General features: G+C 70.7%; 21 protein-coding genes and 1 pseudogene. 6 read left to right on the top strand and 16 right to left on the bottom strand.

All coding sequences use genetic code 11. The annotated features are described in order from the left end of the window. Positions 1–15: 15 nt before the first annotated feature. The 4 genes and pseudogenes from BQ6202_RS00580 to guaB form a co-directional block, all read right to left on the bottom strand. The gene (locus tag BQ6202_RS00580) at positions 16–1140 is read right to left on the bottom strand and encodes a GuaB3 family IMP dehydrogenase-related protein (RefSeq protein ID WP_072312736.1); all 1125 of its coding nucleotides are present in this window, start codon (positions 1138–1140) and stop codon (positions 16–18) included. A 476-nt stretch (positions 1141–1616) separates the two neighbouring features. Next, positions 1617–2001: pseudogene (locus BQ6202_RS15055) on the bottom strand (PadR family transcriptional regulator); the annotation flags it as partial. Continuing rightward, complete coding sequence (locus tag BQ6202_RS00590; RefSeq protein WP_083586785.1) at positions 1998–2891, bottom strand: DUF4097 family beta strand repeat-containing protein; 894 nt, start codon at positions 2889–2891, stop codon at positions 1998–2000. The pseudogene BQ6202_RS15055 and the gene BQ6202_RS00590, both read right to left, overlap by 4 nt. 285 nt (positions 2892–3176) lie before the next feature. Continuing rightward, positions 3177–4685 carry an IMP dehydrogenase gene (gene guaB, locus BQ6202_RS00595; RefSeq protein WP_072312737.1) on the bottom strand — a complete coding sequence of 503 codons (1509 nt, stop codon included), beginning with the start codon at positions 4683–4685 and terminating at the stop codon, positions 3177–3179. A 249-nt stretch (positions 4686–4934) separates the two neighbouring features. Here guaB and BQ6202_RS00600 point away from each other — a divergent pair, with 249 nt between their 5' ends. The 4 genes from BQ6202_RS00600 to BQ6202_RS00615 are packed head-to-tail and all read left to right on the top strand — an operon-like array spanning position 4935 to position 9069. After that, positions 4935–6263, top strand: coding sequence for a branched-chain amino acid ABC transporter permease (locus tag BQ6202_RS00600; RefSeq protein WP_072312738.1), 1329 nt, complete (start codon positions 4935–4937; stop codon positions 6261–6263). Between the two features lies 1 nt (position 6264). Next, positions 6265–7281, top strand: coding sequence for a branched-chain amino acid ABC transporter permease (locus BQ6202_RS00605; RefSeq protein WP_072312739.1), 1017 nt, complete (start codon positions 6265–6267; stop codon positions 7279–7281). Next, positions 7274–8287 carry an ABC transporter ATP-binding protein gene (locus BQ6202_RS00610; RefSeq protein WP_072312740.1) on the top strand — a complete coding sequence of 338 codons (1014 nt, stop codon included), beginning with the start codon at positions 7274–7276 and terminating at the stop codon, positions 8285–8287. The genes BQ6202_RS00605 and BQ6202_RS00610 overlap by 8 nt, the downstream gene beginning before the upstream one ends. Next, a complete protein-coding gene (locus BQ6202_RS00615; RefSeq protein ID WP_072312741.1) occupies positions 8284–9069 on the top strand; it encodes an ABC transporter ATP-binding protein in 786 nt (261 codons plus the stop codon). The genes BQ6202_RS00610 and BQ6202_RS00615 overlap by 4 nt, the downstream gene beginning before the upstream one ends. A gap of 280 nt (positions 9070–9349) precedes the next feature. Here the strand turns inward: BQ6202_RS00615 and BQ6202_RS00620 are convergent, their stop codons facing one another. The 3 genes from BQ6202_RS00620 to groES form a co-directional block, all read right to left on the bottom strand. Next, a complete protein-coding gene (locus BQ6202_RS00620; RefSeq protein ID WP_072312742.1) occupies positions 9350–10645 on the bottom strand; it encodes an ABC transporter substrate-binding protein in 1296 nt (431 codons plus the stop codon). A gap of 153 nt (positions 10646–10798) precedes the next feature. Beyond that, positions 10799–11710 (bottom strand): EamA family transporter RarD, encoded by a 912-nt coding sequence (rarD, locus tag BQ6202_RS00625; protein ID WP_159433605.1) that lies wholly within the window; start codon positions 11708–11710, stop codon positions 10799–10801. 68 nt (positions 11711–11778) lie between these two features. Beyond that, a complete protein-coding gene (groES, locus tag BQ6202_RS00630) occupies positions 11779–12075 on the bottom strand; it encodes a co-chaperone GroES (RefSeq protein WP_072312744.1) in 297 nt (98 codons plus the stop codon). 165 nt (positions 12076–12240) lie between these two features. Between groES and BQ6202_RS00635 the strand changes: the two genes are divergently transcribed. After that, positions 12241–13422, top strand: a complete 1182-nt coding sequence (locus tag BQ6202_RS00635; protein ID WP_072312745.1) for a class I SAM-dependent methyltransferase — start codon at positions 12241–12243, stop codon at positions 13420–13422. A 148-nt stretch (positions 13423–13570) separates the two neighbouring features. After that, positions 13571–14497: a hypothetical protein gene (locus BQ6202_RS14650; RefSeq protein ID WP_143143604.1), complete on the top strand. Its 927-nt coding sequence runs from the start codon at positions 13571–13573 to the stop codon at positions 14495–14497. A gap of 759 nt (positions 14498–15256) precedes the next feature. Here the strand turns inward: BQ6202_RS14650 and BQ6202_RS00645 are convergent. From BQ6202_RS00645 to glmS, 9 genes are all read right to left on the bottom strand, one after another. Beyond that, a complete protein-coding gene (locus BQ6202_RS00645) occupies positions 15257–15565 on the bottom strand; it encodes a hypothetical protein (protein WP_072312747.1) in 309 nt (102 codons plus the stop codon). A gap of 7 nt (positions 15566–15572) precedes the next feature. Next, positions 15573–16640: a hypothetical protein gene (locus tag BQ6202_RS00650; RefSeq protein ID WP_072312748.1), complete on the bottom strand. Its 1068-nt coding sequence runs from the start codon at positions 16638–16640 to the stop codon at positions 15573–15575. Between the two features lie 81 nt (positions 16641–16721). Further along, a complete protein-coding gene (locus BQ6202_RS00655) occupies positions 16722–17102 on the bottom strand; it encodes a DUF4190 domain-containing protein (protein WP_072312749.1) in 381 nt (126 codons plus the stop codon). A 100-nt stretch (positions 17103–17202) separates the two neighbouring features. Continuing rightward, on the bottom strand, positions 17203–18279 hold the full coding sequence (tsaD, locus tag BQ6202_RS00660) for a tRNA (adenosine(37)-N6)-threonylcarbamoyltransferase complex transferase subunit TsaD (protein WP_072312750.1): 1077 nt from the start codon (positions 18277–18279) through the stop codon (positions 17203–17205). Further along, entirely contained in the window at positions 18276–18737 is a 462-nt protein-coding gene (gene rimI, locus BQ6202_RS15060; protein ID WP_327021576.1) for a ribosomal protein S18-alanine N-acetyltransferase, read from the bottom strand. The genes tsaD and rimI overlap by 4 nt, the downstream gene beginning before the upstream one ends. After that, positions 18734–19333, bottom strand: a complete 600-nt coding sequence (gene tsaB / locus BQ6202_RS15065) for a tRNA (adenosine(37)-N6)-threonylcarbamoyltransferase complex dimerization subunit type 1 TsaB (protein ID WP_234946082.1) — start codon at positions 19331–19333, stop codon at positions 18734–18736. The genes rimI and tsaB overlap by 4 nt, the downstream gene beginning before the upstream one ends. Continuing rightward, positions 19330–21267, bottom strand: coding sequence for a tRNA (adenosine(37)-N6)-threonylcarbamoyltransferase complex ATPase subunit type 1 TsaE (tsaE, locus tag BQ6202_RS15070; protein WP_072312751.1), 1938 nt, complete (start codon positions 21265–21267; stop codon positions 19330–19332). Before tsaE ends, tsaB begins: the two co-directional genes overlap by 4 nt. Beyond that, positions 21267–21632 carry a holo-ACP synthase gene (locus tag BQ6202_RS00680; RefSeq protein WP_072312752.1) on the bottom strand — a complete coding sequence of 122 codons (366 nt, stop codon included), beginning with the start codon at positions 21630–21632 and terminating at the stop codon, positions 21267–21269. Before BQ6202_RS00680 ends, tsaE begins: the two co-directional genes overlap by 1 nt. A gap of 60 nt (positions 21633–21692) precedes the next feature. Then, entirely contained in the window at positions 21693–23540 is a 1848-nt protein-coding gene (gene glmS, locus BQ6202_RS00685; RefSeq protein WP_072312753.1) for a glutamine--fructose-6-phosphate transaminase (isomerizing), read from the bottom strand. Positions 23541–23559: the final 19 nt, after the last annotated feature.

The following is a 23559-nucleotide window of genomic DNA, read 5'->3' on the forward strand; positions in this document are numbered from 1 at the left end:
CCCGGCGTGGGCGGTCTAGCGCGGGGGGTTCGCCTCGACGACCACGTCGATCCGCTGGAACTCCTTGAGATCCTTGTAGCCGGTCGTCGACATGGCCTTGCGCAGCGCGCCCATGATGTTCGCCGTGCCGTCAGCGACGGGCGACGGACCGTTCAGCACCACATCGAGCGGGCCGACCTGGTCGACCTGCACGCGGTTGCCGCGCGGCAGCTTCTGGTTGTGCGCCTCGGGGCCCCAGTGCCAACCGCGGCCAGGCGCGTCCGTCGCTCGCGCGAGGGCGGTGCCGAGCATCACGCCGTCGGCGCCGCACGCGAGCGACTTCACGACCTGACCGGAGGTGCCGAGCGAACCGTCGGCGATGACGTGGACGTAGCGGCCGCCGGACTCGTCGAGGTAGTCGCGGCGCGCGGCGGCGACGTCGCTGACCGCGGTCGCCATCGGAGCTGCGACCCCGAGCACGCGCTCGCTGGTCGAGGCTGCTCCGCCGCCGAACCCTACGAGCACGCCCGCCGCACCGGTGCGCATGAGGTGGAGTGCCGCCGTGTAGGTCACGACGCCGCCGACGACGACCGGCACGTCGAGCTCGTAGATGAACTGCTTGAGGTTGAGGGGGGTGCCCGCCTCGGCCGAGACGTGCTCGGCGCTGACCGTCGCGCCGCGGATCACCATGAGGTCGACGCCAGCGGCGAGCACGGTCTCGTAGTGCTGCTGCACGGCTTGCGGGCTGAGGCTCCCGGAGACGACCACGCCCGCGTCGCGCACCTGCGCGAGGCGGTCGCGGATGAGCTCAGGCTTGATCGGCTCGGCGTAGATCTCGCGCATGCGGCCGGTCGCCTCGACAGCGGGGAGCGCCGCGATCTCGGCGAGCAGCGGCTCGGGGTCGTCGTAGCGCGTCCAGACGCCCTCGAGGTTGAGGACACCCAGGCCCCCGGCCTTGCCGAGCGCGATCGCGGTCGAGGGGCTCATGACCGAGTCGGTCGGTGCGCCCATCACGGGGATCTCGAACTTGAACGCATCGATCTGCCACTGCAGGGACACCAGGTCGCTGTCGCGCGTGCGGCGCGAGGGGACGATGCTGATGTCGTCGAAGCCATAGCCCGTGCGGGCGCGCTTGCTGCGGCCGATCTCGATCTCCGTCACGGTGTCAGCCTATCGCCGCCTCGCCCGGCCGCCGCTCAGACTGTCCACACGCGAGCGGCGTCGACAGGCTCGTCGACAGGCTCAGAACAGGCTCTTGATGCGCAGCAGGGCCGCCTCGAGCTCCTGCCGCACCGTCGCCGCCTTCGCCGGGGTCATGTGCTCGGCACGCTCCCGACGCACCGCCTCGCGCACCTGCTGCCGGAAGTCGCTGAGCGCCAGGTCGATGTCGTGCACCGCCATCCGCGCCGCCGCCTTCGGAGCCGGTGACGCACTCTGCGCAGATGACGCATCCGGTGCCGATGGCGCCCCAGGCGCCGCCGGCCACTCGGGTCCCGCCGCCCACTCCAGCTCCTCCGGTCGCGTCGCCGGCTCCGCCCACTCCGCCTGCTCCGCCTGCTCCGCCCACTCCGCAGCCGCAGTGGTCTCGGGCGCCGGGGGACGCGACGCGCTCGGCGTCGCGGGTCGCGCGCTCGATCGAGCATCGCGCTCCGCCGCCGCCAGGTCTGCGCGCAGGGCCTGCATGGCCGACTTCACGCCCGCCCGGACATCCGAGGCCAGGCGCCGCACCGAATCCGTGATCTCGGCCTCGAGCGAGTGCAGCTCGCCCTCGCGGGCGCGCAGCTCGGCGCGGCCCGCCTCGGTGATCGCGTACGTGGTCTTGCGCCCGTCGACCGCCTTGGTGAGGAGGCCCTCCTCCTCGAGCTTCGACAGCCGCGGGTAGATGGTGCCCGCGCTCGGCGAGTAGGTGCCGCCGAAGCGGTGCTCGAGCGCCTGCATGAGCTCGTAGCCGTGCCGCGGGGCCTCGGCGAGCAGGCTCAGCAGGTAGAGGCGCAGCGCGCCGTGACCGAAGACGGGTGTCACTCGCCCCTCCGCACGACCGTGATGTCGCCAGAGACCGTGCTGGCACTGAAGTCGAAGGCGTTCGCACCGTCGACGACCTCGCGCCCGCCGCGCTTGGGCATCGCGACGCCTGCGATGGCCCCGCGCCCGGAGACCGTGCGCGTGGTCGCGCGCACGCCCTGGCCGGCGTCGATGCGCACGGTGACGTCGCCCGAGACCGAGTTGGCCGAGATGCTGCGGGGCGAGCCGTGCACGTCGAGCAGCACGTCGCCGCTGACGGTGTCGATGCCGATCGCCTCCAGTGCCCCGGAGGCGGTGACGCTCGCCGAGACGCCGTGCACCGAGAGCCGGCCGGCGCCGCCCGAGACCTCGATGTCGCCCGAGACGGTGTTCAGGTCGAGGTCGCCCGTGTGCGACTCGACCTGGATCGCACCCGAGACGGTGCCCAGGCTCGCGCGATCGCGCAGCCCGGTGACGAGGGCGGATGCGCCCACCTGGCCCAGCGAGAGCGCCACCTGCCTGGGCACGACGATGCTCAGCTCGACCCGGGCGCGGACGCCCACCAGGGCCTTCACCGATTCCCACACGTCGTCCCAGCTGACCTTCGGGTGCGAGATCGAGAGGCGCCCCTGCTCGAGCGTCACCGTGAGGTCGCGCCCTTCGACGCGGTGCACCTCGACGCGCGCGGTCGGCTCGTCGTGGCCGATGATGTCGACGCTGCCGCCGACGATGCCGACGCGCAGCGCCCGCACCGCGTCGATGTCGATCACGCGGCTCTCGCCCTCGCCGATCGTCCAGCGCTCGGTGATGCTGTCGGCGCCCGATGCCGCCGCCCCAGAGGCGCTGCGCGGCTTCGCGCTCTCCGATGCGTCGACGCCCTCAGCCTCGCCGCTTCCCCACTGCTGCTCCATGGTCGCTCCTCGGATCGTCGCGGCGACCCGGCGCCACCGCTCGCGATATATCGCGTCTTGTGCGACACACGCTATATCGCGTCTGAGCGGAGTGCAAGAGGCCAGCGCGGTGACGACGAGACGTGGTGCGGGCGTGCGCAGAGCGGCGGCTCAGCGCGACAGTTGCTGGCGCTCGTGCTCGCGTTCACGCCCGGAAGATCTCCGGCTCAGCGGCCTTCCGCGTGGACTATCCCGTTGGGTGGGCGGAGGGAGAGAAGATCTCCGGGACGCTCCCGAGCAGCGCGCTCAGCGGCGGTAGTTCGGCGCCTCGACCACCATCTGGATGTCGTGCGGGTGCGACTCCTTGAGGCCCGCTGCGGTGATCTGCACGAAGCGGCCCTTCTGCTGCAGCTCCTCGATCGTGCGCGCGCCGGTGTAGAACATCGACTGGCGCAGGCCGCCGACGAGCTGGTAGGCGACCGTGCCGAGCGGGCCGCGATAGGGCACCTGGCCCTCGATGCCCTCGGCGATCAGCTGCTCGTCGCTCGGCACATCCGCCTGGAAGTAGCGGTCGCGCGAGTAGGAGGTCTTCTTGCCGCGGGTCTGCATCGCGCCGAGCGAGCCCATGCCGCGGTAGGTCTTGAACTGCTTGCCGTTGACGAGCACCAGGTCGCCGGGGCTCTCGTTCGTGCCGGCGAGCAGCGATCCGAGCATCACCGACGAGCCACCGGCGACGAGCGCCTTCGCGATGTCGCCCGAGTACTGCAGGCCGCCGTCGGCGATGATCGGGATGTCGGTGCCCGCGTCGTGCGCGGCGCGCGCGGCGTCGTAGATGGCCGTGACCTGCGGCACGCCCACGCCGGAGACGACGCGCGTGGTGCAGATCGAACCCGGCCCGACGCCGACCTTCACCGCGTCGACACCCGCCTCGATCAGCGCAGCCGCGCCCTCGTACGTCGCGACGTTGCCGCCGATGATGTCGATCTCCTCGAAGCGCGCGTCGCCCTTGAGCTTCGCGACCATGTCGAGCACGCCCTGGCTCTCGCCGTTGGCGGTGTCGACGACGATGACGTCGACACCGGCCTCCGCGAGCGCCTCCGCGCGCTCGAAGGCGTCGCCGAAGAAGCCGATCGCCGCGCCGACGCGCAGGCGACCGTGCGCATCCTTCGTCGCGTTCGGGTACTGCTCGACCTTGTCGAAGTCCTTCACGGTCATGAGGCCGCCGAGGCGCCCCTGCTCGTCGATGAGCGGCAGCTTCTCGAGCTTCGTCTGCTCGAAGAGCTTGAAGGCCTCCTCGCGCGAGATCCCGACGCGCGCCGTCTTCAGCGGCGACGGCGTCATCACGTCGCGCACGAGCGTCGTCGCGAACTCCTCGCGCGGCACGAACCGCATGTCGCGGTTGGTGACGATGCCGACGAGCACGCCCTCCTCGTCGACGACCGGCAGGCCGGAGACCTTGAACTCGCCGCAGATGCGGTCGACCTCTTCGATCGTCGCATCCGCGTGCGTCGTCACCGGGTCGGTGATCATGCCCGACTCCGAGCGCTTGACGCGATCGACGATCGAGGCCTGGTCGGCGATGGAGAGGTTGCGGTGCACGATGCCGATGCCGCCCTGCCTCGCCATCGCGATCGCCATGCGATCCTCGGTCACGGTGTCCATGGCGCTCGAGACGAGCGGGATGGACAGGCGGATGCGGCGCGAGAGCCGCGTGCCGGTGTCGGCCTCGCTCGGGATCACGTCCGTGCGGCCCGGCAGCAGCATGACGTCGTCGTAGGTGAGTCCAACAGGTCCGAACGGATTGCGCATTTCCATCGCCTCCATCGTATCTATTCGGTAACGGTCCCGCGCCAACCCGGTGAATTCGGCTCAGTTGTCGCCCGATCGGGCCTGAGCCGCCCGCCGTGGCCGCTACTGTGGCACCACCGATGTAACGGGCACGGTGCACGCGGCATTCCCAGGGCAGTGCTGCCCCCCTGACATGGAGGACATGTGAAGACGTCCAGCAGACCTCGACGGAGAGGGCTGCGGCGAGCGATCGCGGTCGCTCTCGCTGTCCTCGGCATGGTCGGCGGTGGAGCAGTCGCGGCCAACGCCGCAGACCTCGCGCTGACGGAGCAGCCGGCTCCCTTCAACTTCAACGGCATCGTCAAGGACGGCCAGGAGCCGATCGAGGGCGTCGAGATCACGGTCTCGGGCAACGGCGTCGACGAGACGGTCGCGACCGGCGAAGACGGACGCTGGATGGTCGGGGTCCCCGAGCAGGGCACCTACACGGTGTCGATCGACACCGCGACGCTGCCCGAGGGCGTCACGCTCCGCGATCCCTCGTTCGAGAGCCGAGAGCTCACGATCGCGACGTCGACCTCGCAGGGCGTGCTGTTCCCCTTCGGCTCCCCGGCTCCCGCCCCGAGCGAGGGTGCGGGCGGCGACACCGGCGGCGAGGGCACCACCCCGCCGCCCGGGTCCGAGCCCACCGGCGCAGGCGCAGGCGCCTCGAGCAACGACTTCGGGGCTCAGGTGCTCGCGCGACTGATCTCCGGCCTCAGCTTCGGCCTCCTGCTCGCGCTCGCGGCCATCGGCATCACGCTGATCTTCGGCACCACGGGCGTGAACAACTTCGCGCACGGCGAGCTGCTGACCTTCGGCGGCGTCATCTTCTACGCCACCACGACCCTGATGGCCTGGCCCGCCTGGATCGCGGTGATCGTCACCCTCGTCGCCTCCGCCGTCTTCGGCTGGTTCCACGACTGGGCGATCTTCAAGCCGCTGCGCCGGCGCCGAGTCGGCCTCGTGCAGGTGCTGATCGTGACGATCGGCCTGTCGATCGCGCTGCGCTACTTCTTCCAATTCCTCATCGGAGGCGGCACCGAGGGCCTGGCCGTCGACCGCGGCCCGGTCGTCCAGGTGGGACCGGTCGCGATGACGACGTCGAACATCGTGAGCACGGCGATCGCGGCCGTGGTCCTGCTCGCCGTCGGCTGGTTCCTCACCCGCACGCGCATCGGCAAGGCCACGCGCGCGGTGAGCGACAACGCGAGCCTCGCCTCGGCCTCCGGCATCGACGTCGACCGCGTGATCCGCATCGTCTGGGTGCTCGCGGGCCTGCTGACCGGCGGCGCCGGCATCCTTTACACCTACTTCATCGGCGGCAACATCAAGTGGGACATGGGCTTCACCATCCTGCTGCTGCTGTTCGCCAGCGTCACCCTCGGCGGGCTCGGCAGCGCATTCGGCGCGCTCGTCGGCGCCGTCTTCGTGGGCCTCGTGACCGAGTTCTCGACGCTCTTCATCGCACCTGACCTGCGCTACGCCGTCGCGCTGCTGCTGCTCATCCTCGTGCTGCTCTTCCGACCGCAAGGCATCCTCGGTCGCCGGGAAAGGATTGGTTGACATGGACTTCCTCGCGATCCTGAACAACGCCGCGGGCGAGATCCTCTCCCCCACCACGGCCGCCTTCGCATTGGCGACCATCGGGCTGAACATCCACTTCGGCTACTCCGGCCTGCTGAACTTCGGCCAGGCCGGGTTCATGGCCGTCGGCGCCTACGCCTTCGCGATCTTCACGATGATGGTCGACCCGACCGCCACGCTCGGCTGGCCCGTCTGGCTGTCGTTCGTCTCGGCGATCCTCGTCGCGATCGTCGCCGCGGTGATCTTCGGACTGATCCTCGGCATCCCGACCCTGCGGCTGCGCGGCGACTACCTCGCCATCGTGACGATCGCGGCGGCCGAGATCATCCGCTTCACCGTCCGCACGCAGGACCTGACGGAGATCACCGGCGGCTCGCAGGGCCTGACGGGCCAGAGCTACAAGGGCGACATCACCGCCCTCAACCCGCTCACCGGCACCACCTACGGCTTCGGCCCGTGGACGGCGACCGCCTACGACACCTGGGTGCGCATCATCGCCTGGTCGATCGTCGTCGTCGCGCTCATCCTCGTCTGGCTGCTCATGCGCAGCCCGTGGGGCCGCGTCATCAAGGGCATCCGCGAGGACGAGGATGCCGTGCGCTCGCTCGGCAAGAACGTCTACAGCTACAAGATGCAGGCGCTCGTGCTCGGCGGCACCATGGGTGCGCTCGCCGGCGTGCTCTACGTGCTGCCGCGAGCCGTGCAGCCCGACAACTTCGCGACCACGATGACGTTCTACATCTGGACCGCGCTGCTGCTGGGCGGTGCAGCGACCGTCTTCGGCCCGGTGCTGGGCTCCATCCTCTTCTGGGTGCTGCTCTCGTTCACCGGCGGCGTCATCAACGGCCTGCACTCGATGGGCGTCTTCGGCGACATCTCCGGCTCGCAGGCCGGCCAGCTGCGCTTCGTGATCGTCGGACTCGCCCTCATGGCGCTCGTGATCTTCAGACCACAGGGCATCCTCGGCAACAAGAAGGAGCTGTCGTTCAATGTCTGAGACGGCCACCCCGCAGGCGACACCGCCCGCCACCCATCCCCTCGTCGACGGCCAGGTCGGCCCCGGATGCGCGAAGGTCGATCCGATCGTCGTCGCAGACGGCGTGATCCGGCAGTTCGGCGGCCTGACCGCCGTCGACGTCGCGCACGTCGAGATCCCGCGCGGCAGGATCACCGCGCTCATCGGACCGAACGGCGCCGGGAAGACCACGTTCTTCAACCTGCTCACCGGCTTCGACCGGCCCAACAAGGGCACCTGGTCGTTCGAGGGACAGTCGCTCGCGCACGTGCCCAGCCACAAGGTGGCGCGCCGCGGCATGGTGCGAACCTTCCAGCTGACGAAGTCGCTCGGTCGCCTGACGGTGCTGCAGAACATGCTGCTCGGCGCGCGCGACCAGCGCGGCGAGGGCATCTTCGCGGCACTCATCAAGCCGCTGTGGAAGGCGCAGGAGCAGGCGAACATCGAGAAGGCCGACGCGCTGCTCGCGCGCTTCAAGCTGGATGCGAAGCGCGAGGACTACGCCGCGTCGCTCTCCGGCGGCCAGCGCAAGCTGCTCGAGATGGCGCGGGCGCTCATGAGCGACCCGACGCTCGTGATGCTCGATGAGCCGATGGCCGGTGTCAACCCGGCCCTCACGCAGTCGCTGCTCGACCACGTGCGAGGCCTGAAGGACGACGGGATGACCGTGCTGTTCGTCGAGCACGACATGCACATGGTCCGTCACATCTCCGACTGGGTGATCGTGATGGCGGAGGGCAAGGTCGTCGCAGAGGGCCCGCCCGAGACGATCATGCAGAACCAGGCGGTCGTCGACGCCTACCTCGGTGCGCACCACGACACCGACCTGGGCACGCTGACCAACCAGCAGGTGGCGCAGATCCACGAGGACGCGGAGGAAGAGGTGCCGATCGACCCCGATGCATCCGCCCCCGCCGAGGCACGGGCCGACGCTCAGGACGACGCTGCTCCCACCGCGCGCTCGACCGACCGAGAGGATGAGCGATGACCCCCACCCCAGTGCTCGAGACGAAGGACCTTGTCGCGGGCTACCTGCCTGGCGTGAACATCCTGAACGGCTGCTCGATCGTCGCCAACCAGGGCGACCTGATCGGCATCATCGGCCCGAACGGCGCGGGCAAGTCGACGCTGCTGAAGGCGGTCTTCGGCCAGGTCGGCATCCGCGAGGGCAGCGTGCTGCTGCACGGCGAGGAGATCACGGGGCTGAAGGCCGACCGGCTGGTCGGCAAGGGCGTCGGCATGGTGCCGCAGAACAACAACGTCTTCCCATCCCTCACCATCGAGGAGAACCTCGAGATGGGGCTCTTCCAGCAGCCCAAGCTGTTCCGGGAGCGCTTCGAGTTCGTCGGCGGCCTCTTCCCCGAGCTCGTGAAGCGGCGCAAGCAGCGCGCGGGCAGCCTCTCGGGCGGTGAGCGCCAGATGGTCGCGATGGGCCGCGCCCTCATGATGGACCCCGCGGTGCTGCTGCTCGACGAGCCGAGCGCCGGCCTCAGCCCGGTGCGGCAGGACGAGACCTTCCTGCGCGTCGCCGAGATCAACAGCCACGGCGTGACCATCGTGATGGTCGAGCAGAACGCGCGCCGCTGCCTGCAGATCTCGCACCGGGCGTACGTCCTCGATCAGGGCACGGATGCGTACACGGGCACGGGCCGCGAGATGCTCAACGACCCGAAGGTGATCCAGCTCTACCTCGGCACCCTCGCGACCGACGTCGAGGAGAAGGCTCGCACCGAGTCGCAGCCGACGGTGCAGCCGCCAGCGGGCGTCTAGCCGGGCACAGCAGCGCGGGCCTCTCCTCGGAGGGGCCCGCGCTGCTTGGTCTCGTGACGGCAGCGCGCTGCGCGCGCGGCCTCCTCGACCAGCGGAAGGATGACAGCGCGCTGCGCGCGCGGCCTCCTCGACCAGCGGAAGGACGGCAGCGCGCTGCGCGCGCGGCCTCCTCGACCAGCGGAAGGACGGCAGCGCGCTGCGCGCGCGGCCTCCTCGACCAGCGGGCACACGCGAAGAGGGCCCCGCCGCAGCGGGGCCCTCCTCGGTGTGATGCGTCAGGTCACTCGACGAGCGAGCCGAACTCCGTCGTCACGAGCGAGTAGGTGTTGTCGGCGCCGTACTGGTAGATGCCGATGTACGCCTCCGACGGGTCGCCGTTCTCATCGAAGGTGATGGGGCCGGAGTAGCCGTCGTAGTCGATGTCCTCGCCAGCCTCGATCAGCTCGAGGCAGTCGGCGATCGTCGTGCACTTCTCACCCTCGGCAGAGACCGACTGCAGGTTGTCGCGGATGGTGATCGCGTCGGCGCTGCCGCCCTGCACAGCGGCGAGCGCTGCCAGCACGACGGCGTCGTACGACTCGGGAGCGTACGAGAAGTCGTCGAGGTCGGGGTTGATCGCGAGCAGGCGCTCACGGAAGTCATCCTCGGCCGTGTTGCCCGGCAGGGTGCCGTACGCGCCCTCGAGCGCGCCGGGGGCGAGCGTCGTGTAGCTGTTCGACAGGTTGCCGTCAACGAAGTACATCCCCGTGCCGGGGAAGCCGTTCGTGATGAGCTCCGGCAGGATCTGCGCCGTCTCGGCGAAGGCGAGGATCGCGATCGCGTCGGGGTTGCCAGAGACGAGGTCGGCCACCTGGCCCGAGAAGTTCGAGTCGCCCGGGTTGTAGAGCACGCTGCCCGTGACCTCGCCGCCGTTCTCCACGAAGGTGTCGGTCACGTAGCCCTCGAGGCCCGTGCCGTACGGGTCGTTGAGCGTGATGAAGCCGACCGAGGTCGCACCGTTGGCGAGGATCTGGTTCGCGAGCACGCGGCCCTGGAGCGCGTCGTTCGGAGCGGTGCGCCAGTAGAACCCGTCGTCCTCGTACTCGATGAAGTCGGAGGCCGTGTTCGCGGGCGAGATCTGCACGACCTGCGCGTCGATCAGGCGGTCGATGAACGTGAGCGAGACGCCCGACGATGCCGCGCCGATGATGGCGTCGGCGCCGAGACCGATCAGCTCGTCCGCCGACTGCGTGGCGATGTCGGTCGTGGTGTCACCGGAGTCACGGTGCTCGAGCGTGATCTCGAACTCGAGACCTGCCTCCTCGAGCTCCTGCACCGCGAGGTCGACACCGGCGAACTCGGGCGGGCCGAGGTACTCGAGGTTGCCCGTCTGCGGCAGGATCGTGCCGATGACCAGGCTCGTGTCGGTCTCGCCGCCGCCTTCAGCGGGAGCGCTCTCGGAGGCGCCGGTCGACTCGGACGGCGCCGGGGTGCCGCCACCGCTGCAGGCGGCGAGCAGCAGCACACCCGCGGTCGCTGCGCCGAGCGCCGCGAGCCTGCGGGGGCTGCGCCCCTTGGTGCGAATGAAGGACTGCATTGTGCTCCTCAGTTGCATGGATGCACGCTGGCGCGTGCGTTGTTGCAACAGTAGGCGAGGAAGGCCCACTTTTCTGCCGTTCCGCGTCACGACCTTGTAACGGTCTTGCGTCAAACGCCCCCCGCCATACCCGGGGCATGACGGCGGATGCGCTCAGGCAGCAGGCGGGATCGGCCGGTGCCGACGGAGCTGGCGGCCGAGGAGGTCGGACGAGACCAGCAGCACCGACGCCCACACGCACGCGAAGCCGATCCACCGCTCGAGCGGCATCGGCTCGTGCATGACGAAGGCACCGAACAGGAACGTCATGCTCGGTGCGAGGTACTGCGTGAAGGCGACCCAGGTGAGCGGGATGCGACGGGTCGCGGCCGCGAAGGCCAGCAGCGGCACCGCGGTGACGACGCCGAAGCCGGCGGCGCCCAGGATGCCCGTGAGCCCGTTCGCACCCAGCGTCACCCCGTGGGCTGCGAAGGCGAAGGCCATCATCGCCAGGGAGGCGGGCAGCACCGCGACGGTCTCGATCGTGAAGCCCGACAGCGCATCCACCGAACCCCCGACGCGCTTCTTGATGAGGCCGTAGGTGCCGAACGAGAACGCCACGAGCAGGCCGACCCACGGCACCTCGCCGTAGCCGACGATCATGACGCCGACCCCGACTGCGCCGAGGCCCACCGCGATCCACTGCAGCACCCGCAGGCGCTCCCCGAGGAAGATGACGGCGAGCACGACGCTCACGAGCGGGTTCAGGAAGTAGCCAAGGCTCGTCTCGAGCACGCGGTCGGAGAGCACCCCGATGACGAAGGCCGTCCAGTTGACGAGCACCGCGTGGCCGGCGGCCACGAGCGTCCAGGTGTCGCGGCGGCTGCGGAGCACCTGGCGCATGCGTGCCCAGCCGCGCGTCATGGCGACGAGCGCGAAGGCGACCACGACCGACGAGATGACGCGCCAGCCGATGAGCTCGAACCCCTCGATGCCGCGGGTGAGCTGCAGGTAGATGGGGAGGAGGCCCCAGACGAAGTAGGCGAACAGCGCATAGCCGAGACCGGCGCGAGCGAGCTGCCCCATCATCCCTCCCTGGAAGATGCGAAGGCGGCTCCCCTGTGCAGGGGAGCCGCCAGTGCGTCAGTGGTGCGTCAGCGCTCCACGATGGCGAGCACGTCGCGCGCCGAGAGCACCAGGTACTCGTCGGCGCCGTACTTGATCTCGGTGCCGCCGTACTTCGAGTAGAGCACCCGGTCGCCGACCGACACGTCCATCGGGACGCGGTTGCCGTTGTCGTCGATGCGGCCGGGGCCGACGGCGACGACTTCGCCCTCCTGGGGCTTCTCCTTGGCGGTGTCAGGGATGACGAGACCGCTTGCAGTGGTCGTCTCAGCCTCGACCTGCTGGATGACGATGCGGTCCTCGAGCGGCTTGATGGAAACCGACACGGTTGCCTCTTTCTGTCAGACTTTGGGGTCCGTCCGGACGGGCCGGACAACACCCCAAGCCTAGGCGCTCGATTGGCACTCGGTCAACATGAGTGCCAGCCGTTCGCCTCCGGCGGACCTCCGGCGGCCATCGGCGTCCGGTTCGCGCGGTGCTTGACTGGAGCCATGGATGCCGATGCCCTGCGACTGCTGCTGTCGACCGAGGGGCTCGCGCTGCTCGAGCGCGTCGAGGCGGGCGATGGCGATGGCATCGAGGGGCGCGACGACGTCGTGCGCGCCGTCTCGCGCCTGCGGGCGGAGGGTCACGACGCCCAGCTCGTGGCCGCCGTGCTCACGCAGCTGCGACTGCGCCGCCGCGCCCGCGCGAAGTTCGGCGAGTTCGCGAGCGGCATGCTCTTCACCGAGGCGGGCCTCGAGCAGGCGACGCGGCTGCGCGTCGCCGCGCACCATGCGGGGCGGATGCGCGAGGCCGGCATCGCGTCGGTCGCCGACCTGGGCTGCGGCATCGGCGCCGACGCGCTCGCGTTCGCGACGCTCGGGCTCGAGGTCACGGCGGTCGAGCGCGACGAGGTGACCGCGGCGGTCGCGTCGTACAACCTGGCGCCGTGGAACGCATCCGTGGTGCACGGGGATGCCCTCGAGACCGCAGTCGACGTCGAGGCCCTGTGGTTCGACCCCGCCCGCCGCGACGAGCGGAAGCGGCTGAGCGACCCCGGCGACTGGTCGCCCGCGCTCGACGCGGTGTTCGCGCGCGCGACGGAGCAGCCGGCCGGCATCAAGCTGGCGCCCGGCATCGATCGGGCGCTGCTGCCTGCGGATGCGGAGCACCAGTGGGTCATGGACGGGCTCGAGACCGTCGAGGCCGTGGTGTGGACGGGGCGGCTCGCGCGCGCGGGCGTGGCCCGCAGCGCGCTGGTGCTGAGCGACGCCGGCGCGGCGGAGCTGACGGGCGACCCCTCGCACCCCGAACCGGGCGAGCTGGGCGCGTTCCTGTACGAGCCGGCGGGGGCGGTGATCAGGGCAGAGCTGATCGGTGCGCTCGCAGAGCGGCTGGGCGCGACGGGCGTGAGCGAGGGCATCGCCTATCTGAGCGGGCCGGCGCACGTCACGACGCCGCTCGCGCAGGCCTTCCGCGTGCGCGAGACGCTGCCGCTCGACGAGCGCGGCATCGCGCGGCGGCTGCGCGAGCTCGGCATCGGCGAGCTCGAGATCAAGAAGCGGGGGGCCGACATCGACCCGGCCGCGTTCCGGAAGCGGTTGAAGCTCGCGGGCTCCGAGCGGGCGACGCTCTTCGCCACCCGCATCAGCGGGCGGCACCGGGCCGTGCTCGCCGACCGGGTGCCGTAACACGGACGCTTGTTGCCCGATTGTCACGCCTATTGCATCACAGCACAGGCTCTGCTTGCCTTTGATCCCCTAGCAACGTAGCAACGGAGTTGACGTCATGAGAGCAACACCTCTTCTGGTCCTGCCACTGTCCGCGAGCTTAGCCTTATTGCCGACACCCATCTTTCCTGAGGCGGACTCAGTCCTCTCGTCGATCGAGGCCGTCCACGCGGTCGCTCCTTCACTTTGGGACGTTGTGCCGTTCGACGAACGATTGGATGGCGCCGCGGGCGAAAGCCAGAGTTCCTCTGTCACTGCAGGCTCCGACGTCAGCGTCACGTCGGATCACGAATCAGTAACTATCGGCTTGGACTACGGTGCCGCTCCAACCGAGATAGTGGTTGCCACGCCGATTGCAGCCGCGAGTGACGCGGAATTTGACCTGAACTCCGGTGCCTCGGTCAGCCAGAGTGACGAGCTCGCAATCGATCAGGTGACTGAAGCGACGGAATCTAGCGTGCGCATGACTTCGGTGCTCGACAATTCGAGCGCTCTCGATCGCCTGCAGTACACATTTGAAGGCGCGGTGCTGTTCGAGGCCGAAGACGGCTCAGTCGAAGTCGGTCTTGCGGGAGATGAAGTGGGCGCACTCATCATCGGGCAAGTCGAGCAGCCGTGGGCAATCGACGCCAACGGAACTCCCCTCGATACACATTACTCTGTCGACGGAGACAACCTTACCCAACACGTGGAGCTGCAGGCTGACACTGCGTTCCCGGTAGTCGCCGATCCGCATTTCGTGTGGACAAACAACACGAACAACTTTGAGATCAAATGGACACGATCGGAGACTGTGGCACTAGCCAACGGGGGCTACGGGCCCGCTATCGACTTCGCGGCCTCATGCGGCGCCTTCAAGTTCCTGCCCCCGGCTGTGAGGGGCGCATTGTTTGCCACCTGCCTAGACGCGTACGCGAGATTCGTGACTGCCGCCAAAATTCAGAAGGCTAGCGGTATCGGGTGCATCAAGATCAACGGAGACACGTCACCTGTTTGGGTGTTAGGGCCACTTCCGTACACCTGCGTCAAGTCGTGAACTTACCCGCCTGACCCGTGCCCGCCTGACCCCTTCCTGCTGCCTGTCGGAGGGGAACTGTCTCGCCTTGAGGTCGCCTCCGTCAGGTCTTCAGCGGTGACGCGGCTTGGACATGGCCGGCCTAGTGGATTTGGTGGTTCCGCCTCGCTCAGCTCAGAGGCTTGTACGACACAGCGATGCTCGGCCGTCGTAAGTGACGACTACTGCGGTTTCGATGGGGCTTACTGAGGCGCGAGAGGGCGAGCGTCGCCACCATGTGACCAGCAAGAACAGCATGGGTAGTGTTGTCAGTCGACCATGGTGCAGGCGCATCAACGAGGTGCCATCGTGAGGTTCTGACTACGCTCCGTTAGTCAAAGACCTCGCGTAACCCGCCACGGTAGATGTCCTGGCAGCATCAGGAGGTCGCTGGCACTCGCACCCGACAGCGCCGACCGGGCCTATCGCCAGCGATCGAGGGTTTCTTGCGCATGCTGGAACACCTCAGGCTTTGCAGAGTGGCCGCGAGATGCGAAGCAGCGCGACACTGCTGCCAAACACCCTAGGTTCAAGGCCTTGCTCTCACAGCAGTGAGTTCGGTTCAAGCGGCGCACTGTCGAGACGGGCCCGACAGCCTCTCGCCCGCACGAGTGCGCTCCGAGCTCCGAGCGCAACGTCCATCGCAACGTACAACGGCGTCCGGTACTCGATCTTGGCGATCAACGGCGTGCGGCTGAAGTTTGCGTGGGCCTCGCGGTGATCGCTGCAGCTCGGGCGCGCTCAGGCTGCGAGCAGCTGCGGCAGCCAGATGTTCGCGGCGATGATCAGGTGCACGACGGCGATGACCGTCGCGACGGCGCCGATGATGGTCGCGATCAGCGGCCATGGCCGCGCCTGGCGGTCGCGGCGGAGCGCCACGGCACCGCAGGCGATGCCCGCGATCGCCGCTGGAAGGCCGAGCCCGCTCGCGAAGGCGAAGAGGAGCCCCAGCGCCGAGAAGAGCACCGAGGCCCAGGTGACGGTGCTCCATGCCTTGTGCGCGACGGCACCCGACCCGGTGGGATCGGGCGCCGTCGCGCCATCCGTCATCACCGGATCACAGTCCCGCGTACTGGATCCAGGCGATGACGCTCGAGACGTTGAAGATGAACAGCGCCAGCGAGGCGACCGCCGCGATCGCACCCACGATGCCCAGGATCAGCGGCCAGGGCTTCGCCTCGGGGTTCTTCTTCATCGCGACGAAGCCGAGGATCGAGCCCGCGGCCGCCGGCAGGAAGCCGAGCCCGAAGACGAACGTGAGCAGGACGCCGAGGCCGGTCAGCACCATCGACCAGATCGTGATGCTCTTGAGCTTCTTCTCGCCCGGCTGGCCGTACGGCGCCTGCGCGTAGCCCGTCTGCTGGCCGTAGCCGCCCGCGTTCGCGTCGCCGTACTGCTGCTGCGCCTGCTGGCCGTAGGCGGGCGGCTGCCCGTAGGCCTGCTGGCCGTACGCCTGCTGGCCGTAGCCGGCGTCAGCCGGAGCGCTCGCCTGGCCGTAGGCCTGCTGGCCATAGCCGGCATCAGCCGGAGCGCTCGCCTGGCCATGGGACTGCTGACCATAGCCGGCATCAGCCGGGGCGCTCGCCTGCGGCTGGCCGTACGCCTGCTGCTGGCCATAGGGCTGCTGCTGACCGTAGGGCTGCTGCTGTGCGTAGGGATCCTGGCCCTGGCTCGCCTGCTGACCGTATCCAGCCTGCTGACCGTAGGAGGGAGCGCTCTGGCTCTGCGCGCTCTGTCCATATCCGGTCTGCTGCCCATAGGGCTGCTCGGCGCCGGCCTGCTGACCATATGACGGGGCGTCAGCCTGCTGGCCGTATGACGGCGCGCTGCCCTGCTGCCCATACGACGGCGCATCAGCCTGCTGGCCGTACGAGGGCGTATCCTGCTGCTGCCCGAACGCGGGCGCCTGCTGGTCGCTGAAGCTCGCGGCGGGAGCCTCGTGCGCCTGACCGAACGACGGCGCCTGCTCGGCCTGCTGACCGAAGTCGGCGGTCGGCGCCTGACCGAAGTCTGCGGCGGGCTGCTGGGCATCCCCGTGCTGGGCATCGCCGCTCTGGGCGCCGTCCTGCTCGGGCTGATCGGGCCGACGGAAGCGGTCGTCGGCAGGCGGGAACTGGTCGCTCACGGGATCCTCCTTGCGAAGCGCGGATGCGCGCACCCACCGTACCGCCCGGCAGGCGGCGGAAGGCTGAGATCTGAGGGAGCGTCAGAAGCCAGGCAGGCTCTGCACGAACGACGCGAAGGCGCTCACCCCGAGCACGATCATCGCGAGCAGCGCGACCAAGGTCACCCCGCCGAGCACGATCCCCCAGATCGCGAGCAGCTTGCCGTCGTCGCCCGTGCGCTTGATCTGCGCGAGCGCGATGCAGCCCAGCACGATCGCCGCGATCGACCCGAGCCCGAGCAGCACCGTGGTGCCGGCGGCGGCGGCGCCGATCGCGAGCAGCGCCATCAGGTTGGTCTTCGGTCCCGGATGCGTCGGCGCGCTCCAGGCAGGCGGCTGCGCGAAGGCGGGCCGGGGCGGGAAGGCGGGCTGGCCCTGCTGCGGAGCGCTCCACCCCTGCTGGGGGTATGCGGTCGCGTTCATGCCGTGCCTCCCTGGCGTCGCTGGTGTCGCTGGCGAACTGGGCGCGGCCGGTGGCTCGCGATCCCACTCCGATCCTGCCAGGCCGACCTGGGCATCCGACTCAGCCCGTGACCTGCACGACGCTCGCCTCGAGGGTCGACTCGGCGGCGAAGCCGGGCAGGCTCGGGGCGTCGCCGCGAGCGACGAGCATCGCACCGACAGCGGCGATCATCGCGCCGTTGTCGGTGCACAGCTGGAGCGGCGGGATGCGCAGCGTCACGCCCGCCGCGGCGCAGCGCTCGGCAGCGACCTCGCGCAGGCGCCGGTTCGCCACCACTCCGCCACCCAGCAGCAGGCGCGGGATGCCGTGCTCGGCGCAGGCGTCGAGCGCCTTCGCCACGAGCACGTCGACGACCGCTTCCCGGAAGCTCGCGGCGACATCGGCGATCGGCAGCTGGATGCCCGCCGCCTCCGCTCGTTCGACGTGGCGGGCGACCGAGGTCTTGAGCCCCGAGAAGGAGAAGTTGAAGCGGTGCTTGGCGCGATCCTTCGGCGCCGTCAGCCCGCGCGGGAAGGCGATCGCCGCGGGATCGCCGCCGACTGCCGCCGCGTCGATCGAGGGCCCGCCCGGGTAGCTGAGCCCGAGCAGCCGCGCCGTCTTGTCGAACGCCTCGCCAGCCGCGTCGTCGATCGTCTCCCCCAGCAGCTCGACATCGCCGGCGAGGTCGCGCACCAGCAGCAGCGAGGTGTGGCCGCCGGAGACGAGCAGCGCGATCGTCGGCAGCGCCAGCGGCTCGCCCGAGAGCACGTCGGCCGCGACGTGGCCGACCAGGTGGTTGACGCCGTAGAGCGGCAGCTCGCGAGCGGTCGCGAGGCCCTTGGCCGCGCCGATGCCGACCATGAGCGCGCCAGCGAGCCCGGGCCCTGCCGTGACGGCGATCGCGTCGATGTCGTCGAGGGTGAGGGATGCGTCGTCGAGCGCCGCGCGGATCGTCGGCTCCATCGCCTCCAGGTGCGCGCGGGCGGCGATCTCTGGCACCACGCCCCCGAACCGGGCGTGCAGCTCCATCGACGACGCGATGCGGTTGGCGAGCATCTCGGTGCCGCGCACGATGCCGACACCGGTCTCGTCGCAGCTCGTCTCGATGCCGAGCACCACCGGCGCCTCGCTCCCCCGACCCGCGCTCGCCCAGCTCATCGCTCCGCCTCCCGCTTCATGACCACCGCATCCACGTCCTCCGGCTGGTAGTAGCGCGCCCGCACGCCGATCTCTGCGAAGCCGACCGAGGCGTACAGCGCACGAGCCGTCGGGTTGTCGGCGCGCACCTCGAGGAACAGCTCGCGCACTCCGCGGCGCTCGGCCTCGGCCAGCAGCTCGGCCAGCAGCGCGCGCCCGATGCCGCGCCCGCGCGCCTCGGCCGCCACCGCGATCGTCTGGATGTCGCCCTCCACGCCGACGGCGCGCAGCCCCGCGTAGCCGAGCGCCCGTCCTTCGGCGTCCTCGGCGAGCACGTAGCGGCCCCACTCGCTCGCGATCTCGGCGCGCATCGTCTCGCGCTCCCAGGCGCTCGGGCCGAAGGCGGCGTGCTCCAGCCCCATGATGGCGTCGAGGTCGGATGCGCCGGCAGTCCTGATCGCGGGGGTCCCGTCGGTCACGTCTGGCTCACCCGCTTCTGGCGGGCCGACGGCACCGCGTCGGCCTCGCGCAGGTAGAGCGCCTGGACGACCTCGGCCGCTCCGCGGGATGCGGCGAGGGCGAGCAGCGCGGCGTCCACCGCGTCCGCGTCGATGCGCTCGAGGTCGGCGTGCGCACCGCTCGCGCCGGCCTGCGCGGGCGGCGGCACCGCGTCGGCGGCGGCGAGGAAGGGGCCATCGACGACGAGCCCGTCGAGCACGATGCTCCACGCGCGCTCGCGACGCCGCACATCCGTCGTCACCTGGGCGCTGCCCCTCGTGACGCCGGCGTGGCTCGCGATGCCCCGGCACGGCACGCCGAGACCGAGCGCGGCGGCCCGCGCGGCAGCGATGCCCACGCGCAGCCCCGTGAAGGCGCCGGGCCCCATGCCTGCGACGACCAGTCCGATCGACGCGCGTCGACCCTCGAGCGCGCGGGCGAGCATGCCACCGAGGTGCTCGGCGTGCCGACGGGTGTCGGCGGCATGCTCGCGGAAGACGATCGCCTCGCCGTCGACCACGGCCACCGAGGTGCCGAGCGAGGTGTCGATCGCGAGGATCAAGGGCCGATCGGTCATGCCGTTCCCTCCTCTGCCTGCGCAGCAGGTGCCGATGCCGTCGCGCTCGCGAGCGCACGCACGCGCGCCGCCGGCCACCCTGGCCCGTGCCCGCTGATGCGCACGGCGCGCGGCGACTCGAGCGCATCCGGGTCGTCGTCCGCGTCGCCTCCCGCAGGGGTACCCCGATCGATCTCGACCCGCAGCCATGACTCGAGCGCGTGCTCGAGCGGCGCGCCCCACTCGGCGACGGTGATCGCGCCGTCGAGGTCGAGGTCGAGGTCGTCGAGCTCGGCCTCGTCGTCGGCATCGGCGAGCAGCCGGTAGGCGTCGACGTGCTGCAGGTCGGGCCCGGCCGCCGTGCGGTGGGTGCGCGCGAGCACGAAGGTCGGGCTCTGCACGGTGCCGCGCGCACCGAGCGCCGCGCCGATGCCGCGCGTGAGCGTGGTCTTGCCTGCGCCGAGCGACCCGATGAGCAGCACGGCGTCGCCCGCGCGCAGGCCTCGGCCGAGCCTCGCGCCGAGCGCCTCCATCGCATCCGCGTCAGGCACCGAGCCGGCCAGCTCGACCGCCACGCGCGCACCGAGCATGCCGGTGAGCTCGGGGGCGGACGCGTGCGCGAGCTCCACGGGATCGCCGACGGCGGCGTCGTGGTCGCCGAGGTCGAGCACGAGCTGATCCATCGCCACGCGACCGCAGATCGGCAGCGCCTCGCCGCGCAGCATCACCGAGCGCCCGGTCGTAGCGCGGGCGACCCCGTCGGCGTAGCCGAGCGCCACGAGCGCGAGGCTCGTCGGTCGATCGGTGACGTACTCCCCGCCGTACGAGACGGCCAAACCCGCCTCCACGCGCTTGACGCCCACGACCTCTCCGCGCAGCCGCTGCGGCGTCCCGTCGAGCCCCAGCTCGAGCACGCGGCGTGGCGCGCTCGCATCGGGGGTCGGCACCGCGAGCTGCTCCGCCACCCGCTCGTCGGCGTCGAATCGCCGCACCGCGCCCATCCGCGTGACCGTCTCGTAGCCGATGGTGCCCGCGGCCAGCGCCCACGCGTCGGCGCTCGGCTCCCCCTCGGCCGGGTCGCCCCACAGCACCCCGTCGCCCGACCGTGGTGGCTCGATGCGCAGCCGGCCCGCCTCGATCGCGACGACGCGCGCCGCCTCGCCCGCGACGAGCACCGGTGCGCCCGGCGCGGGCAGCAGTCCGTCGTCGAGCCCGATCGCGGCGATGCCGCTGGTGAAGCGCGCCGCGACGCGCATGGCCGGCACCAGCCCGAGCGCCGCAGCTGCCGATCCGTCGCCAGCGCCCGGGCCGTCGGGATCGATGCCGTAGGCCGCCATGCCGAGCCGCACCATGTCGAAGCGGGCCTCCGGCAGCGCCAGGGCGCCCTGCGAGTTCGCCAGGTGGCGCGTCAGGGCCCCGATGGGTGCGGCCTCCACGAGCGCCGCCGCGAAGTCGGCCAGCTGCGCCAGGTCGGCCTCTCGCGAGGTGCCCGCGAGGTGCGACATGATGCCCCGGATGCGCGCACCGGCGCGCGCGAGCTCGATCGCGCGCGCGAGCACCGCGGCGCGATCGCCGCGTGCCACGCCGTTGCGGCCGAGCCCGGTGTCCAGCTTCAGGTGGACCGGGGCGCCCGCGCCCGCGGCGGCCTCGAGCTGCGCGAGCGACGAGACCGCGACCTCGATGTCGTGCGCGGCGGCGAGCGAGAAGTCGGTGCGCGCACCGTGCAGCCAGGCGAGCACGGGCGCGTCGATGCCGGCGCGCCGCAGCGAGAGCGCCTCCGCGAGGTCGACGACGCCGAGCATCGCAGCACCGCCATCCAGCATCGCCTCGGCCGCGCGCACCATGCCGTGTCCGTATCCGTCTGCCTTCACGACGCCGCAGACGGGCACGCCGAAGCGCGCGGCGAGCGTGCGGACGTTCGCGGCGATCGCCGCGCTGTCGATGTCGATGCGCATCAGGACTCCGCGATGACGGTCGCGGTCGCGACGCCGGCGTCGTGGCTCATCGAGACGTGCAGCCGCGTCGCGCCGATGGCTGCCGCGCGCTCAGCGGCCGCTCCGCGCAGCTCGAGCGAGGGCTTGCCGTCGGCGGCCTGCAGGACGACGTAGTCGACCCAGCGCGCACCCGCGGCGGTGCCGATCGCCTTCTGCGCCGCCTCCTTGGCGGCGAAGCGAGCGCCGAGCGACGCGAGCGAGCGCGGTTGACCGTCGGCGAGCAGCTCCTCGCGCGCGAAGAGTCGCTCGCGCAGGCGCGGCGTGCGCGTGATGGCGCGCTCGAAGCGCGCGAGGTCGACGACGTCGACACCGAGCCCGACGATCACGCCCGGCTCGTCTCGCCCGGCCCGGCCACGCTCGCCTCGGCCACGATCAGACCGACGGGCTCACTCGACCGTGACGGACTTCGCCAGGTTGCGCGGCTGGTCGACGTCGAGCCCCTTCGCGGTCGCGAGCTCGAGCGCGAAGATGTGCAGCGGCACGACCTGCAGCACGGGCTCGAGCATCGGCAGCGTGAGGGGCACCCGCAGCACCTGGTCGGCGTACGGCATGACCGCCGCGTCGCCCGCCTCGGCCACCGCGATGACGCGGGCGCCGCGAGCGCGGATCTCCTGGATGTTGCTGATGATCTTCGAGTGCAGCAGCGGCTCGTTGCGCGGGCTCGGCACCACGACGAAGACGACCTGGCCGGGCTCGATGAGCGCGATCGGGCCGTGCTTCAGCTCGCCACCGGCGAAGCCCTCCGCGTGGATGTAGCTGATCTCCTTCAGCTTGAGCGCGCCCTCGAGCGCGACGGGGTAGCCCACGTGGCGACCGAGGAACAGCACCGAACGGGTGTCGCTCATCCAGTGCGCGAGCTCGTGCACCGCCGCCTGCTCCGAGAGCACCTGCTCGAGCTCCTCGGGCAGCTCCTTGAGCTCGCGCACGACCTCGGCGATCGCCTCGTCGGTCATCGTGCCGCGCACCTTGGCCAGGTGCAGGCCGAACAGCAGCTGGCCGATGACCTGGGCGAGGAAGGCCTTCGTCGAGGCGACCGCGACCTCGGGGCCGGCGTGCGTGTAGAGGACCGCCTCCGACTCGCGCGGGATGGTCGCGCCCTGCGTGTTGCAGATCGAGAGCGTGCGGGCGCCCTGCGCCTTCGCGTGCTGCACGGCCATCTTCGTGTCCATCGTCTCGCCGGACTGCGAGATCGAGATGACGAGGGTGCTGGCGTCGAGCACGGGGTCGCGGTAGCGGAACTCGTGGGCCAGGTCGACCTCGACCGGCACGCGCGACCAGGTCTCGATCGCGTACTTGCCGACGAGGCCCGAGTAGTTCGCGGTGCCGCACGCGACGATCACGATGCGGGAGATGCCCCGCAGCGCCTCGTCGTCGAGCACGCCGAGCTCACCCAGGTCGACGCCGGTGTCGGTCAGGCGGCCGCGGAGCGTGTTCGCCACGGCCTCCGGGCCCTCGGAGACCTCCTTCGCCATGAACGACGACCAGCCGCCCTTGTCTGCGGCCGAGGCGTCCCAGTCGACCTCGAAGCGCTTGGGCTCGACGGGCTCGCCGTCGAAGTCGGTGACGGATGCGCTGTCGGCGGTGATCGTGACGATCTTGTCGTTGTCGAGGGCGGCGGCGCTGGGGGTGAACTTGACGAACGCGCTCACGTCGCTGCCCAGGAAGTGCTCGCCCTCGCCGTAGCCGACGAGCAGCGGCGAGTTGTGGCAGGCGCCGACGACGACGCCCGGCTGCTCTGCGTGCACGGCGAGCAGCGTGAACTGGCCCTCGAGGCGCTGCACGACGCGGCGCATGGCTTCGGTGAGGTCACCGGTCTCGCGGAACGCGCGGCCAACGAGCTTGGCGGCAGCCTCGCTGTCGGTCTCGCTCAGGAAGGTCTCGCCGTCGGCCTCGAGCTCGGCGCGCAGCGCCGCGAAGTTCTCGATGATGCCGTTGTGGATGAGCGAGAGCCTGCCGTCGTCGCCCAGGTGCGGATGCGCGTTCTCGTCGGTCGGGCCGCCGTGCGTCGCCCAGCGGGTGTGGCCGATGCCGGCGCCCTCGTCGGGCAGCGGCGCATCCTCCAGGCTGCCCCGCAGCACGGCGAGCTTGCCGCCCTTCTTGCGCAGCGCGACGCTGTCGCCGTCGAGCACCGAGATGCCCGCGCTGTCATAGCCGCGGTACTCGAGCCTGCTGAGGCCTTCGAGCAGCACCCCTACGGTGCCGCGCTGACCCGTGTACCCGACGATTCCACACATGCCGATGATCCTACCGGCG

The organism is Agrococcus sp. Marseille-P2731 (genome assembly GCF_900117395.1).
In the GTDB taxonomy this organism is placed as follows: domain Bacteria; phylum Actinomycetota; class Actinomycetes; order Actinomycetales; family Microbacteriaceae; genus Agrococcus.